The following is a 17,028-nucleotide window of genomic DNA, read 5'->3' as shown; positions in this document are numbered from 1 at the left end:
GGCGGCGCGGCCCGGCCCTAGGGTCGTTCGTCGTCGCGGGGTGGGCGGACCAGTGCTTGGTAGCGCGGCGTGCTGGCCCCGTAGATGCTGAAGTTGAGCCGGGCATCCGCGAGGCTCAACTCACCGTTGCGGCTGCCGGTCACCACACTTGCCGACAGATCGCTCCGGCCGTCATCGGTCCAATAACAGATCGGACAAGTAGTGCATCCTGTTCGGTAGCCACAGCAAGCGCACCGGGGCAAGGTTGGCTGACCCACGCCGGTAAGCCTTTCACATTCCCGGCAGCGCCGGAAGTAGAGCGGTGCCCGGCCTGCGCGTCCCAACGCCCTGGCGTGGGCGCGATCGGCGATCACGTCCTACACGTCGGGCGGCTGCACACCGCGGCGACCGGAAGTCTCCGTGATCATGTGCGCTCGCGCATCGACACCAACGGTTTTTCATGATCGCGGAGTGGTGATGTACCCCCGTGTACCACAAGTCTCCGGGATCATGGCAAACCCGGTGTGCGGCCACCGCGGACATCATGATCACGGAGACATACGGCCGGCCCGGCCGCGCAAGCCGGTTGGCGCGGGCGGTCGCGGCTGGCATGATCATGCGGCCCGGACGCTGCGGTTGTCGAAGGTGATGCCAGTGGGATTCCTCGAACGGCGATGGTTGGCTCGCGACGCGGGATCAGCCGACCGGCCCCGGGGTTTCGGGCTCGATGTGGCCGGCGCGACCGGAGCGGTGACCGGGCCGGGCGGCCACGACGTCGCCGCCGCCTACGACCTCATCTACGCGACCGCGGCCGGCAAAGACTACCGGGGCGAGGCCCGGGACATCGCGGAGTTGATCCGGCGCCACAACCCCACCGCGGACAGCATGCTCGACGTGGCCTGCGGTACCGGATTGCACTTGTCACACCTGCGGCACGAGTTCGCTCACGTCGAAGGGCTCGAAATCTCCGACGCCATGCGCCAGGCGGCCGTCGAGCGGCTCCCCGGCGTCGCGGTGCACGCCGGGGACATGCGCGACTTCCAGCTCGGCCGGACGTTCAGCGCGGTCACCTGCCTGTTCTCCGCCATCGGCTACGCGCAATCGGTCGGCGAGCTCAATCAGACGCTCAACTGCGTGGCCGCGCACCTCGAGCCGGGCGGCGTGCTGCTCCTCGAACCCTGGTTCACGCCGGAACAATGGACACCGGGAACGGTGCACTCGGGCGTCGCACGCGACCGCCACCGGCACCTCACCAGGATGTGCTACTCAAGCCGGTCCGGCACCGTCTCCACGATGACCATGCACTACGTCCTCGGCGAATCCGGTGCCGGCGTCCGGCACTGGGTCGAGGAGCACGTCATGACGTTGTTCACGGACAAGCAGTACCGCGGAGCGATCCGGCAGGCAGGGTTCCGCGACGTCGAATGGCTACCCGGCTGGCAGGATCAACGCCCGCGCGTCGTCGCCGTCAAACGATGACGCCGGCGGCCTCTCACACCGGCGCTATGACCGCCCTCGCTTCCTGCCACTCAGTCGGGGACGACGACGGCACGGGTACGGCCCTGGTGCGCCCAGGCTTGCTCGACGCGGCTGAGCGGGTACGCCGTGTACGGAGCCTCGAGGCTGCCGTCGGCGAGGTGCGCCATGACGTCGGGAATGACGGCGATCATCTGTTCCTTGGTGAACGAGCCGGCGCCGCTACCGGTGAGACGGATGCGCCGGCTGCGCAGCAGCGGTGCGGGCACGGCCGCGGTGTCTCCGGCAAGCGAGCCGATCTGCACGTAGGCGATGCCGGGGGTGTTGTCGTCCGGCTTGCTATCAGTACCGAAGGCGGCGAGGGCGGCCTCGGCGACCGGACCCCACAGGTAGTCCAGGACGAGGGCGGGCGGTGCCTCGGCGACAGCCGCGCCGAGGGCGGTGGCCAAGGTGTCCGGGCCGGCGCCCGCGATCGAGACGGTGGTGGCGCCGAAACCGCGCAGCCGGTCCAGGGCCTCAGGGTCGCGTCCGGTCGCGATGACGCGTTCGGCGCCGAGGGCGAGGGCCGACTGCACCGCCATGCCGCCGGACATGCCGGTCGCGCCGAGTACGAGCACGGTGCCGAGGGCGCCGACTTCCTTGCGCCGGTCGGCGAGCACGATCCAGCCGGAGGCGCCGGGGTTGATGCCGGCGGCGACCGCGAGCGGGTCGGCCCCGGCGGGTAGGTCCAGGCCGAGCGGGGTGGCCATCCGCTCGGCCATGGTGCCCCACGGCACCTGGGCGAAGGCGGTGTAGACCAGGCGCCCGTCGCTGGTGCGGGCGACCGCGTCGATGCCCGGGACCATCGGGTACCGGTTGGCGCTGCGGTAATGGCGACCGGCGGCGATCCCGCGCACGACGTTGTGGACGCCGGCGCCGACGAGGGTCAGCGGCTCCCGCCCGGGCAGCGGCTCCGGGTCGGCGAACTCGGCACAGACGGGCGGCATCTCTGGGTTGTTGACGACTGCGGCACGCACAACGGCACTCCTTAACTAAGTTCAGGTACCCCTCCAGGATTCTTTAACGGCGTTAAACTGTCAAGCATGACCAAGGGCGTCACCCGGGACCGCATCGTGACCGCCGCGCTGGAACTGCTCGACGAGCAAGGCATGGACGCCGTGACCGTGCGCGCGCTCGCCGCCCGGCTCAATGTGCGGGCGCCCGCGCTCTACTGGCATGTGCAGAACAAGCAGGAGTTGCTCGACGAGATGAGCACCGCGATCCAGCGCCGCGTCAACGCGGCGCTTTCGGAGGTTGCTCTCGGTACTTACTGGCGTGACGACTTGGCCGCCTATGCCGGTGTCCTGCGGGCGGAGTATCTGCTGCACCGTGATGGAGCCCGAACGTTCAGCGGTACGCGGACCACCGATCCTGAGGTGGTGCGCGCGAAGGAACCCTGGCTGGCGTGCTTGACCGCTGTGGGATTCGAGCTCGTCGATGCGACCAGTGCGATCGACCTGATCACCGCGTTCGTGGTCGGCTTCGTCATCGAAGAGCAGGAACAGCGCCAGTCGGCCGAAGCGGACCCGGCGAGATACTCGCTCGCGCAGCGCGACGCGTGGCTCGGCGACGGCGTGCCGCTGGTCAAGGCGGCCGGACGCGTCCGCGACAACGCCGAGCACCGGTTCGAACGCCAGCTCGGTGTCCTACTGGACGGACTCGCCGCCCAGCTCAAGCCGTCCGATCCTTAAGTGCTCGAAGGCGTCGCGGTGACGCACAGCTCGGCCACGCGCCGCCCATCCGCGTCTAGATGCCGCATGGCGTCGCCGGCCATCGAGCGAGAGCTGGCCTCCGACCCCGCCGACGAGGTTCCAGGCCTGGGCGGGGCGGCAACGAACAGGGTGAACACGGGCGACTCCGACGTAATGGCCATTGGACTACTTGACCATCCTCGCTACGGTTTTCCGCACAAGCCCGCACACGGGGAGGCCGCCGATGATGATGAGATCCAGATGGCCCAGATGGCCCAGCTGACCGCGCCCGCGCCTGTTCAGCCGCCGGTCCGGCGCGGCGAGGGCAGCCGCGTCACCGCCAGGATCCGCAGCACACCTGGGCGCATGGTGCTCGTCATGCTGGTGTTGCTGCTGGTCGGCCTCGTGGCCGGCATCGCCTGGGTGATCGGTTCGGCACAGCGTTCGTCCGCCGCCGGCGGCGCGCGCACCGGCACCGGCGAGCTCGCCGTGCAGGCGCAGGAGCTCTACCGGGCGCTCTCCGACGCCGACGCCACCGCCGCCATCGCGTTCCTGTCCAGCGGGGTCGAGCCGGCCGAGCTCCGCGACCGCTACCAGTCGGACGTCTCCGCCGCGACCGCCGCGCTCGCCGCCGTGGCCAACGGGGGTGCCAGCGACAAGGGGGCAATCCAGCAGATTTCGGCGCAGCTGCCGGTCTACACCGGCCTGGTCGAGACGGCCCGCAGCTACAACCGGCAGGGCTATCCGGTCGGGTCGGCCTACCTGCGCGAGGCGTCGGGCCTGATGCGCGGGCAACTGCTGCCGGCGGCCCAGCGGCTGTACGACCGCGAGACGACCGCCCTGAAGGACGAGCGCGGCGACGCCGCGTCCCTGCCGTGGCTGGCGCTACTGCTGGGCATCGGCCTCGTCGTGGGGCTGATCCGGGCGCAGGCGCGATTGAGCCGGCAGACGCACCGGACCTTCAACGCCGGCCTGCTCGCCGCGACGCTCGTCGCCGTCGTCATGGTCCTGTGGAACGGCGTCGGCTGGGCGGTGGTCGCCGCGCACATCGGCGCGGCCAACCGCAACGGCTCGCGGCAGGTGGAGCTGCTGGCCACGGCGCGCATCGCCGCGCTGACCGCCCGCGGCGACGAGGCGCTGACCCTGGTGGCGCGCGGCAGCGGAGCCTCCTTCGAGGAGGACTACGTGGCACAACTCGGCGCGCTGGTCAACGGCGACGGCAAATCCGGTCTGCTCGACCGGGCCCGGGCGGCCGCCACCGACGGCTCGGTGCGCGCGTCGGTCGACACCGCGATATCCGACGTCAATGCCTGGCTCGCGGTGCACAAGAAGCTGCGCGCGGCCGACGACGGCGGTGACTTCCCGGGTGCGGTGAAGCTCGCCATCGGCGGCGAGCCCGACAGCGCCGCGACGATCTTCAACCGGCTCGACGGCGGGCTGGCCCAGGCGATCCGTGCGACGAGCGCGGTATCGGACAAACGCGGCGCCGAGGCGGCCGGCGCGTTCGGCGGCCAGACCGGCGGCGGCGTCTTCCTGACCATCGTGCTGCTCGCCGGGATCGGCGTCGGCTACCAGCAGCGGATCGCGGAGTACCGATGACGACAACGCGGATGCGGGCCGCCCAGGCCCTGGCCGGTGCGGTCCTGCTGTCCCTGCTCGGCGCCTGCGCCGGCGCGGCCGACCACGCCACGACGCCGGCCCCGAGCTTCGCCCCGGCCCAGCCCGTCGGGGTCAAGAACCCGGCGGAGATCCCGAGCGCCGCCGCCGGCGCGCCGAACAACTGCGACGTGCGCCACTCCAGCCTGCGTCCCGGATCGGGCAACCCGGCGACCGGGCCGGCCGTCTCGGCGATCAGGTCGCGGGGCCGGCTGGTCGTGGGCGTCGACCAGAACACCTACCTGTTCGGCTACCGCGACCCGGCCAGCGGGCAGATCGTCGGATTCGACATCGACATCCTCCGCGAGGTCGCGTTCGACCTCTTCGGCGACCGCAACGCGATCCAGTTCGTCGCGATCAGCTCCGCGCAGCGGATCCCGGCGATCCAGAACAATCAGGTCGACCTGGTCGCCGAGACGATGACCATCACCTGCGAGCGGCTGCAGCAGGTCGACTTCTCCAGCGTGTACTTCGAGGCCGGTCAGCGGGTGCTCGTGCCCAAGGACTCCACCGCGACGGGCATCGCCGACCTGGGCGGCAAGACCGTCTGCGCGGCCGACGGCAGCACCTCGATCCGCAACATCGCCACCGCGGCGTCCAAGCCGATCCCGGTCTCGGTGCCGGACTGGACCGACTGCCTGGTGCTGCTGCAGCAGGGACAGGTCGCGGCCATCTCCACCGACGACACGATCCTGCAGGGCCTCGCCGCTCAGGACCCCAACGTGAAGCTGGTCGGCGACAAGTTCACCGACGAGCCGTACGGCATCGCGGTCAACAAGAACGCCAACGACCTGCTGCGGTTCGTCAACCGCACCCTGGAGCGCATCCGTTCCGACGGCACGTGGCAGGCGATCTACACCAAAGAGCTGCAGGCGGCCGCCCCGAGCCCGCCGCCGGCCGGCTACCGGGACTGATGCGGGTGGACGTGCCGTCGATCAGTCGCGACGCGGCCGACCAGTTGCTCGCCGGTCTCGGCGCCGGCTACGACCGGATCGCCGCCGCGATGTACGCCCTCGACAGCAGCCCGGCGCTGGGCTTCCTGCGTGGCGGCGGCCTCACCGGGGCCACCGCGACCAGGTGGCAGACGCTGAGCAGCGAGGTCGATCTGCTGTGGGCGCAGTTCACCGTGCTCAACGAGGCACTGGAGCAGGCGCGGGCCATCCGCAACGCCAACCGGCCCGGCGATCCGCAGTGGACCGAGCTGGGCATCCTCCTCCAGGCGCCGGCCATCGGCCTCAACGGCGCCGGCATGCCGGCCGACGGCAGCTCGCCGCCGGCGACCTGGATCCGGCTGTGGGACCTGGCGCAGCAGCTCGAGCGGCGCTGCGCCGCGGCGGCCGCGTTCCTCTCCGAGGTCGACGCGGCCTGGACGGCGGTGGCGAGCCGGCTGGGGCCGGTCGGCGAGGCGCTGGACGCCGCGACGGCCCTGGCCGCCGGGCTCGGCGTGCCGTCCGACGTGAAGGAGGCCGCCGCGCGCTTCGCCGACGTGCACCAGGCCTTGCTCGCGGACCCGATCTCCGCGGCCCCCGGCGGCCGGTTCGCCGCCCAGGCCGACCGGGCGCTGAGCGACGTCGCCGCCGGCGTCGACGTGGTCCGCCGGCGGCTCGCCGACATGGCGCGGCTGCGGGAGTCCTATCCGCAGCGGGTCGAGGCGCTGCGCCGCCTCGCCGACGAGGTGGTCGCCGCCGAGCGGGAGACCGCGGACACGTTCGCGCGGGTCACCGAGAAGATTCTGGCGCCCGGCCTGCCGGCCCCGCCCTCCTCCGGTGCCGCCCTGCACGCGACCGCCGAAGGGCTCGACCAGCTCGGCCGGGGCGCCGGCTGGGGCCGGCTCGCCGACGGCCTCGCCGCGGCCGAACAGGCCGCGGCGCGGGCCAAGCAGCGCGCCGCCGAGCTGCGCGACAACGCCAACGGGCTGATCGCGCGCCGCGACGAGCTGCGCGGCCGGCTCGACGCCTACCGGGCGAAGGCCGCGAGCAAGGGGCTCGGCGAACACGGCGAGCTCAGCACCCGCTACGACGATGCGCACGCGCTGCTGTTCACCGCGCCGTGCGACCTGCGGGGTGCCACCCGCGCGATGGTGGCCTACCAGCAGACCCTGAACACGCTGTTGGAGGAGCAGGTATGAGGTGTACCAGGCCCGGATGCACCGGCACGTACGCGGCCGACGGCTACTGCGACGAGTGCGGCCACAAGCAGGCGGCCCGGCCGAGCGGGGTCTCCGGCCAGCCGCCGGTCGCCCCGTCGCCCGCGACCAGGCCGGCCCGGTCCTCCGGGCCCGACCCCGCCCGCACCGCGGCCGCCCGGCCGGACCCTGACCGCACCGCCGCTGCCCGGCCCGACCCTGACCGCACCGCGGCCGCTCGGCCGGACCCCGCCCGCACCGCCGCCGCCCGGCCCGACCCCGCCCCGGTGACCGGCGCCGCCCAGACCTCTGGTGGGCTCGGCGGTCATTCCACCGGCGTCTCGACCGCGGGCCGCCGGAGCGGGTCCGGCAGCAGCCGCGGGCGCCTCGGCGCGGGTTATGTCGCCATGCCGCCGGTGCCGCTGCGCGACCCGGCGACCGCCATCAAGAGCAACGCCAGCGTGCCCGAGTCGCAGCGCTTCTGCAGCGCCTGCGGCGAGCCGGTGGGCCGCGGCCGCGACGGGCAGCCGGGTCGCACCGAAGGCTTCTGCCCGCGCGACCGGACGCCGTACTCGTTCACGCCCCACCTGCAGCCCGGTGAGCGCGTCGCCGGCCGGTACGAGATCCTCGGCGCCCTCGCCCACGGCGGGCTCGGCTGGATCTACCTGGCCCGCGACCGCAACATCAGCGAGTCCGGCGCCGACCGCTGGGTCGTGCTCAAGGGCCTCATCAACACCGGCGACCAGGACGCGCTCGAGGCGGCCATGGCCGAGCGGCGGTTCCTGGTCGAGATCGACCACCCCAACATCGTCAAGATCCATGACATCGCCGAGCACCCCGACAGCAAGACCGGCGAGATGATCGGGTACATCGTCATGGAGTACGTGGGCGGCAAGTCCCTCAAGGACCTCGCCCTGGAGAATCTCGGCCCCGACGGCCGGCGGGTGCCGCTGACGCTTCCGCACGTGCTCTCCTACGGCATCGAGGTCCTCAACGCGATCGGCTACATCCACGATCGCGGCCTGCTCTTCTGCGACTTCAAGCCGGACAACGTGATCCACACGGAGGAGCGGCTCAAGCTCATCGACCTCGGTGCGGTCCGCCGCATCGACGACCAGGTCTCGCCGCTGTGGGGCACGCCCGGCTACCAGGCGCCCGAGCTGGCCCAGGCCGGCGCGTCGATCGGCTCGGACATCTACACGGTCGGCCGGACGCTCGCGGTGCTGAGCTTCGACTTCAGCGGATTCTCCGGCAAGTACGCCCACAGCCTGCCCACCCCCGACGACGTCGAGCTGCTGCGCGGGCAGGAGTCCTACTACCGGCTGCTGCGCCGGGCGACCGACCCGGACCGGACCCGCCGGTTCTCCTCGGCCGGCGAGATGGCCGACCAGACCCGCGGTGTACTGCGCGAGATCCTCTCCGCCGCGGACGGCGCGCCGCGGCCGGAGAACTCGGCGCAGTTCACCCCGGAGCGCCGCGCCTTCGGCACCGCCGGCGGGACGGAGCCGCTCACCGGCGCGGCCGTGGCGGTCGCGCTGCCGCTGCCGCTGGTCGACCCGACCGACCCGGCGGCCGGCCTGCTCGCCACGCTCAACACCACCGACGTCCGGGCGACCATCGCCGCGCTGCGCGCCGCGCCGGCCCGCACCGTCGAGGTCACGCTGCAGCTGATCAGGGCCCTGGTCGAGGCCGGTGACCTGGCCGGCGCCGAACACGAACTGCGGGGTGTGCCGGCCGGCGGCGACTGGCGCCGCGACTGGTCCGAGGGGCTGATCGCCCTCGCCGCCGGCGTACCGAAGCGGGCAGCGGACGCCTTCGACAGAGTCTTCGACGCGTTGCCCGGCGAGCCGGCCGCGCAGCTCGCCCTGGCCGCCGCCAACGAGCTGGCCGGCGACCGCGCCTGGGCCGATTGGCGCTACCAGCGGGTCTGGCGGGTCGATCACAACTTCGTCAGCGCCGCGTTCGGCGTCGCCAGGATGCGGCTCGCCGCCGGCGACCGGGCCGGAGCGGTCGCGGTGCTCGACGAGGTGCCCGACATCTCCACCCACCATGTCGCCGCGCAGATCGCCGCGGTGCGCGCGGCGCTGCACACCGAGAGCGGCCCGCTCACCCCCGGCGACTTCCTCGACTCCTCGAACCGCCTCGAAAAGCTGAAGCTCGACAAGCAGCGACGGGCGAAGCTCGCCGTCGAGATGTTCCACGCGGCGCTGGACTGGCTCGGCGTCGACAAGAGTCCGGGCGCCGCGGCGCGCCCCGCGCCGGCCGTCGCCGCCACCGGCCGGCTGCTCGGCCAGGCCTTCACCGAACGGGAGGTACGGTTCGGCCTCGAACAGGCCTACCGGTCCCTCGCCGCGGACGAGTCGGACCCGATCGCCCGCTACGCCCTCGTCGACCAGGCCAACGCGGTACGCCCCCGGACGGCGTTCTGATGGCGCCGACCCGCTGCCCGGAGTGCGGCGAGCCGGTACGGCCGGGCGATCACTTCTGCGAGGCGTGCGGCCACGACCTGGGCGCGCCCGCGTCCGCGGCGCGGGACAGGCCGCGCGACGCCTCGGTCCGGTGGCTGACCGCGACCGAGATCGCCGCCGCCTGCCCCGCCTGCCAGGGCCGCACCTTCGGCTCCGACGGCTTCTGCGAGGAGTGCGGGCAGCGCCGGCCGACCGCGCGCGACCACACCGAGCTCGACCTCGGCGTGGTCGCCGCCGTCACCGACATCGGCAGCCGCCACCACCGAAACGAGGACGCCGTCGCGATCGGTGTCCTCGACGGCGCGGTCGCCGTCGTGGTGTGCGACGGCGTCTCGTCGTCCAGCCGGCCCGACACCGCCTCCCATGCGGCCGCCGACGCCGCGATGGCGGCGCTGCTCGACGGCCTCGCCGACGGCGACGACCGCGACGCCTCGATCATCGCGGCGACCCGCGCCGCCCAGGCCGCCGCGACGGTGGTGGCCGGACCTCATCCGGGGCCCAACCCGCCCAGCTGCACCTTCGTCAGCGCGGTGGTCACCGCCGACGCGATCACCATCGGCTGGGTCGGCGACAGCCGCGCCTACTGGCTGCCCGACGGCGAGGGCGAACCGCTCCTGCTGACCGTCGACGACTCGCTGCGAAACTCCCTCGCCGCCCGGGGCGTCAGCGGTGAGGCGATCGACGGAAACCCGCACGCCGCATCGCTCGTGCGCTGGCTCGGCTCCGACGCCACCGACACGGATCCACACCTGCGCACGATCGCTCCCGAGGCGCCCGGACGGGTGCTGGTCTGCAGCGACGGGCTGTTCCGGTACCGCCCCGTCGTCACCGACCTGGCTGCCGCCGTCGCCGCCGCCAAGGGACCGCCGCTGGCCGGCGCGCAGTACCTGACGCGGCTCGCGCTCGACGAGGGCGGCCAGGACAACGTCACCGTGGCGCTGGCGCCGTATCCCGTCACCGGAGGATCGAAATCATGACCGACCAACCCGCATTCACCGTCGAGGTCCACCAGAACCGCTACCTGCCCGCCGGCGGCACCGTCGTCGACGCGGTACTCGATGTGACCGCCGCCGGCACCGGCCTGGCCGCGGCCGGCAGACCGCCCAGCGCCGCGCAGGTCATCATGATCGACTGCTCGGGGTCGATGAACAGCCCGGCCACGAAGATGCAGGAGGCCAAGAAGGCCACCGCGGCGGCGATCGACGCGCTGCGCGACGGCGTCGCGTTCGCGATCGTGGCCGGCCGCGGCAACGCGGACATGGTCTACCCGTCGACGCTCAGGCTGGTGCCGGCCGACCGGCAGACCCGCGGGCAGGCCAAGAACGCGGTGCACCGGCTCCAGGCCAGCGGTGGCACCGCGATCGGCACCTGGCTCACCATGGCCAACCACCTCTTCGCGCCGAGTACGGCCGAGGTCAAGCACGCGATCATGCTGACCGACGGGCAGAACCAGCACGAGACGGCCGAGCAGCTCGCCATGGTGCTGCGCGCCTGCCAGGGCCGGTTCGTCTGCGACACCCGCGGCGTCGGCGCCGACTGGAGCGGCTCGGAGCTGCGCACCGTCGCCTCCGCGCTGCTCGGCAGCGCCGACGGCCTGCCCGACCCCGGCGAGCTGGTCGCCGACTTCCGGGCGATGACCGAGGCGGCGATGGGCAAGTCCGTCGCCGAGGCCACGCTTCGGCTGTGGACGCCGGCCGGCGCGACGGTCCGGTTCGTCAAGCAGGTCTTCCCGCACGTGGAGGACCTGACCGGTCGCCGCACCGACGTGAGCGCCCGGATCGGGGACTACCCGACCGGTTCGTGGGGCGCGGAGCACCGCGAGTACCACGTGTCCATCGAGGTGCCGGCCAACGCCGTCGGCGAGGAGATGCTCGCCGGCCGGGTCAGCCTGGTCACCGGCGACCAGCTGCTCAGCCAGTCCCTGGTCCTGGCCAACTGGACCGACGAGACGGCCCTGTCGACCCAGATCAACGGCCGGGTCGCGCACTACACCGGCCAGGCCGAGCTCGCCGACGCGATCCAGCAGGGCCTCGCCGCCCGCGACGCCGGTGACGTCGAGACCGCCACCGCGAAGCTGGGCCGCGCGGTGCAGCTCGCCGAGGAGTCCGGCCACAGCGACACCGCCAAGCTGCTCGGCAAGGTGGTCGAGGTCATCGACGCGCCCAGCGGCACGGTCCGGCTCAAGCAGAAGGTGGCCGGCGTCGATGCCGAGCTGGCCAACGTCCGGTCGGTGAAGACCATCCGCGTCAAGGGCACCTGAGGAGGCGCACACGATGGCAACCTGTCCACGGGGCCACAGTTCCGTCGCAACCGACTACTGCGACGAGTGCGGCGCGCCGATCAACGCCCCCGTGCTGCCGGCGCCCGCCGCGGCGGTCCCGGCACCGGGCGGCGCACCACCGGCGCCCGCGGCAGCGGCCACGGGCGAGGTGTGCCCGGACTGCGGGACGCCGCGCAGCGGCCGCTTCTGCGAGGTCGACGGCTTCGACTTCGAGGCGCAGACTCCCCCGGCCCAGAGCCCGCCGGCGCACCAGCCGGCGCCGGTGCCGGCGCCCCCACCGGGCGGCACGCTGCGCGTCGTCGTGTCAGCGGACCGGGCGTACCACGACCGGATGGCCGCCATCGACGCTCCCGACGCGGACCGCGTCGCCTTCCCGGTCTTCTGCCCGGAGCGCCGCTTCGCCCTCGCCGACGGCCAGCACCTGCTCATCGGCCGTCGCAGCCGCTCACGGGGCATCGAGCCGGACATCGACCTCACCGGCCCGCCCGAGGACGTCGGCGTCTCGCACGCGCACGCGGTGCTGATGTCTACGTCCGAGGGTGCGTGGACCGTCGTCGACCTCGGCTCGGCCAACGGCACCTACCTCAACGACGGCACCGACCCGATCAAGCCCAACACGCCGGCCCCGGTCAAGGAGGGCGACCAGATCCACGTCGGCGCCTGGACCACGTTGACGATCACCCCCTAGCCTCGGCCGGCGGTCCACCGAGGACCGTCTACGGACGGTCCGTTCACGAGCGGGACCACTTCTGGTTGTCGCCGCCGTTGCAGGTCCAGATCTCCAGCAGGGTGCCGTTGGCGGTGCCGTGCGCGGTGGCGTCGAGGCACTTGCCGGAGCCGACACCGACCACGGTGCCGTCGGCGTTGACGTTCCACTGCTGGTTCGTCCCGCCGTTGCAGTCCCAGATCTGCACGACGGCCCCGTCGGTGGTGGCGGCGCCGTTGACGTCGAGGCACTTGGTGCCGTACACCTGCAGCTGCTTCGACGCCGTCAGGGTGAAGGACTGGTTGGCGCCGCCGTTGCAATCCCACAGCGCGAGCTGGGTGCCGTTGGTCTGGGACAGCGCGGGGACGTCGGCGCAGCGGCCGGACTCGGCGCCGCGCAGCACGCTGAGCACCGGGCCGGCGTTGGCGGTGACGGACAGGTTGTCGAACTGGTCGGTCTGGTAGCCCTGCACACCGACGCCGGCCTGGCCGCTGCCGTAGGAGTAGTCGGTGACCGTGGCCAGCGTCGTGCCGTCCAGCGTGGCGGTGATCTGGGCGCCGGAGAAGCCGAGCCGCAGGTTGTGCCAGCTGTTGAGGCCGGGCGCCGGGCGGGTGCCGGTGGCGAGGGTCGTGTCGGCGTTGGCGCTGGTGTGCTTGACGATCGACCAGGCGCCGGTGTTCGCCACCCGCAGCTGGTACGCGGGCTGCCGGTTCTGCGGGCGCAGCTGGAGGCCGGCCCGTCCGAGCAGGGTCACGGTGCCGGCCTGCTGCATGTTCACGTCGAGGCTGACGGTGTAGTTGGTCCACGCCGGGTCGCCGATGAGCGTGTACGCGTCGGAGTCGTCCTGCCAGTTGATCGGCCGCTGCGGGGCGACCTGCTGCAGGCACTGTCCACTGTGGCCGGCGGCGCAGGGCCGGGTCTCGAACGAGCCCTGCATGTCCTCGGTGTAGCGGGGCTGCCCGCGCACCGCGTAGCCGTCGAAGGTGTCGGAGTACGGCAGCGCGAGGCCGTGCGTCGCGGGGCTCGCGGCGGTACCCTTGGCCTGCCCGCTGGTGGTGGTCACGGTGTAGATCCGGTTCGGCTGCATGGTGAGGCTGTAGCCGCCGCCGGAGGGGTTGATGTCGGCCTGGCGCACGAACCAGTCGGCGGGGTTGTCGGAGCCCATGTCGGTCGCCCAGACGCGGACGGTGCCGGTGCCGAGTCCACCCGAGACGGTCACGTTCACGGTCTGGGTCGACGTGGTACCGCTGGTCTCGTAGACGGTGGTGTAGTCGGTGTTGTTCGGCGATTTGAGCGTCACGTAGCTGCCGTTGGCCCGGTTGCCGCCGAGGTAGCCGCCGGCCGAGCCGTTGAGGTATTTCCAGCCCGGCTGGGTGAACTGCGTGTAGTGCGCGGTGGCCCAGAGGTTCTTGCCGACGCGGTAGGCGCCGGACCACGGCGAGCCGGCGTCCATGAGGCCGACGGTGGCGTAGGGCAGGTTCGGCGTGATCGCGGCGACGAGCGGCCAGTTCAGGTAGCCGGAGATCTCGGCGTCGAGGTAGCCGCGGTTGAGCGTGCGGATGAAGGGCACCACGCCGGTCATGTCGTCCTGGGAGCCGAACTCCGCGGCCCACAAAGGCTTTCCGCTGCTTCGGGCGTTGGCGGTGGTACCGCACGAGTCCGCCGGCGACAGGTAGCCGCACACGTAGTGGTTCCCCAGGACCCCGACCGCGCTCTTGAGCGCCGGGTCCCCGGCGAACTCGTCGGCCATGCCCCAGCCGCTGTCGTCGCCGACGATCTGCACGGCGCCGTAGCCGGCGTTGTTCAGGGCCGTGCGCAGGTTCTTGTACCAGCCGCTGTCGTGCCCGCGCTCGTTCCAGCCGCCGAGGTAGTGCACGGTGATGCCGTGCCCCTTGGCGCAGTTGAGCCACGAGATGTCGTAGTCGATCATGTCCGGCGACCAGAAGTTCCCGCCGCCGATCCAGCCGGGCGCGGCCCACGGCAGGGCGACGACGCGGATGTTCGGGTTGCGGGCCACGGCCTGCTCGCCGAGCCAGAACTCGTAGCCCGCGGCGCAGTTGACGTCTCCGCGCGCGTGCTGGTGGCTGGGCTCGGAGCCGTCGGTGGAGTTGGCGTCGCCGCCGATCTCGAGCTTCAGCAACTGCACCGCGGCGCCATAGCCCGGCTTGAACAGGTAGTCGAGGATCTGCGAGCGCTGCGGCTCCGGGTAGTCGATCAGCAGGCGGGAGTTGCCGCCGCCACCGCTGATCGCGCCGACGCCGTCGAACGTGCGCCCGGCGATGCCGCCGTCGATGGCGACGTTCGTCGTCGCGGCGGCGGCGGGCGCCGAGGCGGTCAGCACGCCGGCGGTGGCGGCGGTGAGGGCGAGGGCCATGGACACGACGCGCATGCGGGTGCCACTCCTTAGGTTGGCGGACCAAGGTGGGGCCTGGCGACACTGCGGCGATTGCCTCGCAGCTTCCCGGCTGCGCCGAGGTTCTGTCAAGACCTGACATGCCGGTCGATGTCCCGGGGCCCGGCGGGTGCCCGCGGGCGGCCGCGCGCTTCGCGCGGCATCCCGCGATGTTCGTATGGACCGAACGCTGGCTCCGCGGGCATCGACGGTGCTAGCGTGAAACAACTCTTGATTGAAATGTTTCAATGTCATCGAGAGCGACACCGCAGGCCGCCACCTCGGAGGAGCTCGCCGTGAAACGAACAGTTACCACGCTCGTCGCCCTGCTGGCCGGGGTCGCCGGCCCCGTTGCCGCCGGCACGCCGGCCGATGCCGCGCCGGCCGGAGCCCTCCGCGCCCAGGCGGCCGCCGCCCCACCGCTGCGGGTCCTGCCGTTGGGCGACTCGATCACCTGGGGCGAGAAGAGCTCCACCGGTTCCGGGTTCCGCGGCGATCTCTGGAACTCGCTCACCGGCGCCGGGTACAGCCTGGACTTCGTCGGCGGCGAGGACTCCGGCACGCTGCCCGACCCGGACAACGAGGGCCACCGGGGCTGGCGGATCGACCAGATCGCGGCCATCGCGACCGAACGGCTCACCACGTACCGCCCCAATGTGGTGACCCTGCACCTGGGCACCAACGACGTGCTGCAGGGTTACCAGTTCCCGTCCGCGCCCGCCCGGCTGGCGTCGCTCGTCGACCAGATCCTGGCGGCCGCCCCGGAGACCACGGTCCTGGTCGCCTCGATCGTGCCCAACGCCAACTCCGGCATCCAGGCGCAGATCGCCAACTACAACAGCCAGATCCCGGGCCTGGTGCAGGCGCGGCGCAACGCGGGCAAGCACGTCGCCTTCGTCGACATGGGCAACGTGTCCACCGCCGACCTCGACGGCGACGGCATCCACCCCAACGACAACGGCTACCGCAAGATGGCGGCGAACTTCGCCGCCGGCATCCAGTCGGTCCTCGCCGCGGGCTGGGTCGCCGCCCCGGTGACCGTCGGGCCGAACCCGGTCCGGGGCCAGGAGTCCGGCCGCTGCGTCGACGTGCCGAGGCTCAGCCAGGCCAACGAGACGGCCGTGACCCTGTGGGACTGCAACGGCGGGAGCAACCAGAGCTGGACCCCGACGCCGGCCAAGGAGCTGAAGGTGTACGGCAGCAAGTGCCTCGACGCCTATGCACGGGGCACCGCCGACGGGACCACGGTGCAGATCTACGACTGCAACGGCGGGGACAACCAGCAGTGGACCCTGCGGTCCGACGGCACGATCGTCGGCGTCCAGTCCGGCAAGTGCCTCGACGCCTTCGGCCACGGCACCGCCAACGGCACCGCGCTGACGCTGTGGACCTGCAACGGCGGCGGGAACCAGCGGTGGACGCGCACCGGCTGACCGCTCCGGACAACCCGCCTCACGGCACGTCGGGGTTTGCGACCTGGCGTGCCGTCGGGGAGGGCGAGAACAGCGCGGCTACCGTCAGGTCAGGTTCGGCGCGGTCAAGCCCGCGACGAGGACGTCGAGGGCGTCGCCGATGGCCGCGTCCTGCTGTTCGGCGGTCAACTGCGGCAGCAGGTCGAGCAACATGATCGACAACCCGTGCACGGTCGCCCAGCTCGCCATCACCGCTCTGCCCGTGTCCTCCGGACGCAGGCAACCCGCTTCGACCATCCGGTCGAGCGCGCGCAACAAGAGCGCGCTCGGCTTCGGTCGATCGTCGCCGTCCAGTTCCGGCGTGTCGTCGGGCACCCCCGGCACCCGGATCCCGACCGGGTCACCGCCCATCGCGGTGCGGAACAGGCCCGGCTCGGTCAGCGCATAGCGAACGTAGGCCCGGCCGACTTCGCGGAGGTACGTCCTCGCCCCCTCCTGCGGATCCTCCGGTGTGGCCGGGGCCACGGCGTCGAGGTGGGCGCTCATGGCTTCGGCCATGTCGCCGCGTGCCCGCTGTGCCACCGCCCGCTTCAGCGCGGTCAGGGTCGTGAAGTGCCCGTAGGCGGAGTTGGGCGCGACGCCGACGACCCTGGCCACCTCCCGCAGGACCACCGCTTGCGGGCCGCCGTCGCGGGCAAGGGTGACTCCGGCCGCGACCAGGGCTGCTCGCAGGTCTCCGTGGTGATAGGTGGCCCGCGTGCGGGATCGTTTCTCGGCCATTGACCGATCCTGGCACGGCCGGC

At 72.4% G+C, this 17,028-nt stretch carries 14 protein-coding genes; 10 read left to right on the top strand and 4 right to left on the bottom strand.

All coding sequences use genetic code 11. The annotated features are described in order from the left end of the window. Nucleotides 1-17 precede the first annotated feature (17 nt). On the bottom strand, nt 18-257 hold the full coding sequence (locus tag ACQPXD_RS12255) for a CPCC family cysteine-rich protein (protein WP_432843816.1): 240 nt from the start codon (nt 255-257) through the stop codon (nt 18-20). A 376-nt stretch (nt 258-633) separates the two neighbouring features. On the opposite strand from ACQPXD_RS12255, the gene ACQPXD_RS12250 reads away from it, so the two are divergent. After that, nucleotides 634-1,458 carry a class I SAM-dependent DNA methyltransferase gene (locus ACQPXD_RS12250; RefSeq protein WP_432837801.1) on the top strand — a complete coding sequence of 275 codons (825 nt, stop codon included), beginning with the start codon at nt 634-636 and terminating at the stop codon, nt 1,456-1,458. 50 nt (nt 1,459-1,508) lie between these two features. Here the strand turns inward: ACQPXD_RS12250 and ACQPXD_RS12245 are convergent, their stop codons facing one another. Next, nucleotides 1,509-2,471: a quinone oxidoreductase family protein gene (locus ACQPXD_RS12245; protein WP_432837799.1), complete on the bottom strand. Its 963-nt coding sequence runs from the start codon at nt 2,469-2,471 to the stop codon at nt 1,509-1,511. A 66-nt stretch (nt 2,472-2,537) separates the two neighbouring features. On the opposite strand from ACQPXD_RS12245, the gene ACQPXD_RS12240 reads away from it, so the two are divergent. Genes ACQPXD_RS12240 through ACQPXD_RS12205 form a run of 8 tightly spaced genes read left to right on the top strand, consistent with a single transcriptional unit; the run spans nt 2,538 to nt 12,403 of the window. Continuing rightward, entirely contained in the window at nt 2,538-3,185 is a 648-nt protein-coding gene (locus ACQPXD_RS12240; RefSeq protein WP_432837797.1) for a TetR/AcrR family transcriptional regulator C-terminal domain-containing protein, read from the top strand. Then, nucleotides 3,186-4,784, top strand: a complete 1,599-nt coding sequence (locus ACQPXD_RS12235) for a hypothetical protein (RefSeq protein ID WP_432837795.1) — start codon at nt 3,186-3,188, stop codon at nt 4,782-4,784. Further along, nucleotides 4,781-5,755, top strand: a complete 975-nt coding sequence (locus ACQPXD_RS12230; RefSeq protein ID WP_432837793.1) for a glutamate ABC transporter substrate-binding protein — start codon at nt 4,781-4,783, stop codon at nt 5,753-5,755. The genes ACQPXD_RS12235 and ACQPXD_RS12230 overlap by 4 nt, the downstream gene beginning before the upstream one ends. An 11-nt stretch (nt 5,756-5,766) precedes the next feature. Continuing rightward, nucleotides 5,767-6,969 (top strand): hypothetical protein, encoded by a 1,203-nt coding sequence (locus tag ACQPXD_RS12225; RefSeq protein ID WP_432837792.1) that lies wholly within the window; start codon nt 5,767-5,769, stop codon nt 6,967-6,969. Next, nucleotides 6,966-9,395, top strand: coding sequence for a tetratricopeptide repeat protein (locus ACQPXD_RS12220; RefSeq protein ID WP_432837790.1), 2,430 nt, complete (start codon nt 6,966-6,968; stop codon nt 9,393-9,395). The genes ACQPXD_RS12225 and ACQPXD_RS12220 overlap by 4 nt, the downstream gene beginning before the upstream one ends. Then, nucleotides 9,395-10,411 (top strand): protein phosphatase 2C domain-containing protein, encoded by a 1,017-nt coding sequence (locus ACQPXD_RS12215; RefSeq protein ID WP_432837788.1) that lies wholly within the window; start codon nt 9,395-9,397, stop codon nt 10,409-10,411. Before ACQPXD_RS12220 ends, ACQPXD_RS12215 begins: the two co-directional genes overlap by 1 nt. Next, nucleotides 10,408-11,694 (top strand): VWA domain-containing protein, encoded by a 1,287-nt coding sequence (locus tag ACQPXD_RS12210; protein ID WP_432837786.1) that lies wholly within the window; start codon nt 10,408-10,410, stop codon nt 11,692-11,694. The genes ACQPXD_RS12215 and ACQPXD_RS12210 overlap by 4 nt, the downstream gene beginning before the upstream one ends. Before the next feature lie 13 nt (nt 11,695-11,707). Then, on the top strand, nt 11,708-12,403 hold the full coding sequence (locus ACQPXD_RS12205; protein WP_432837784.1) for an FHA domain-containing protein: 696 nt from the start codon (nt 11,708-11,710) through the stop codon (nt 12,401-12,403). A 43-nt stretch (nt 12,404-12,446) separates the two neighbouring features. Here the strand turns inward: ACQPXD_RS12205 and ACQPXD_RS12200 are convergent, their stop codons facing one another. Then, nucleotides 12,447-14,810, bottom strand: a complete 2,364-nt coding sequence (locus ACQPXD_RS12200) for a ricin-type beta-trefoil lectin domain protein (protein ID WP_432837782.1) — start codon at nt 14,808-14,810, stop codon at nt 12,447-12,449. 299 nt (nt 14,811-15,109) lie between these two features. On the opposite strand from ACQPXD_RS12200, the gene ACQPXD_RS12195 reads away from it, so the two are divergent. After that, nucleotides 15,110-16,246, top strand: a complete 1,137-nt coding sequence (locus ACQPXD_RS12195) for a ricin-type beta-trefoil lectin domain protein (protein ID WP_432837780.1) — start codon at nt 15,110-15,112, stop codon at nt 16,244-16,246. An 84-nt stretch (nt 16,247-16,330) separates the two neighbouring features. Here the strand turns inward: ACQPXD_RS12195 and ACQPXD_RS12190 are convergent, their stop codons facing one another. Beyond that, the gene (locus ACQPXD_RS12190; protein WP_432837778.1) at nt 16,331-17,005 is read right to left on the bottom strand and encodes a TetR/AcrR family transcriptional regulator; all 675 of its coding nucleotides are present in this window, start codon (nt 17,003-17,005) and stop codon (nt 16,331-16,333) included. Nucleotides 17,006-17,028 lie beyond the last annotated feature (23 nt).

Source organism: Dactylosporangium sp. CA-092794 (genome assembly GCF_050948465.1).
Classification (GTDB): Bacteria; Actinomycetota; Actinomycetes; order Mycobacteriales; family Micromonosporaceae; genus Dactylosporangium.
Note: the sequence above shows the minus strand (reverse complement) of the source record. Positions and strands in the feature narration are given on the sequence as shown.

Excerpts from the sequence above, each read along its gene's own strand:
- ACQPXD_RS12215 (WP_432837788.1), top strand. The coding sequence starts at position 9,395 with ATGGCGCCGACCCGCTGCCCGGAGTGCGGCGAGCCGGTACGGCCGGGC.
- ACQPXD_RS12205 (WP_432837784.1), top strand. The coding sequence starts at position 11,708 with ATGGCAACCTGTCCACGGGGCCACAGTTCCGTCGCAACCGACTACTGC.
- ACQPXD_RS12210 (WP_432837786.1), top strand. The coding sequence starts at position 10,408 with ATGACCGACCAACCCGCATTCACCGTCGAGGTCCACCAGAACCGCTAC.
- ACQPXD_RS12240 (WP_432837797.1), top strand. The coding sequence starts at position 2,538 with ATGACCAAGGGCGTCACCCGGGACCGCATCGTGACCGCCGCGCTGGAA.
- ACQPXD_RS12190 (WP_432837778.1), bottom strand. The coding sequence starts at position 17,005 with ATGGCCGAGAAACGATCCCGCACGCGGGCCACCTATCACCACGGAGAC.
- ACQPXD_RS12230 (WP_432837793.1), top strand. The coding sequence starts at position 4,781 with ATGACGACAACGCGGATGCGGGCCGCCCAGGCCCTGGCCGGTGCGGTC.
- ACQPXD_RS12200 (WP_432837782.1), bottom strand. The coding sequence starts at position 14,810 with ATGCGCGTCGTGTCCATGGCCCTCGCCCTCACCGCCGCCACCGCCGGC.
- ACQPXD_RS12220 (WP_432837790.1), top strand. The coding sequence starts at position 6,966 with ATGAGGTGTACCAGGCCCGGATGCACCGGCACGTACGCGGCCGACGGC.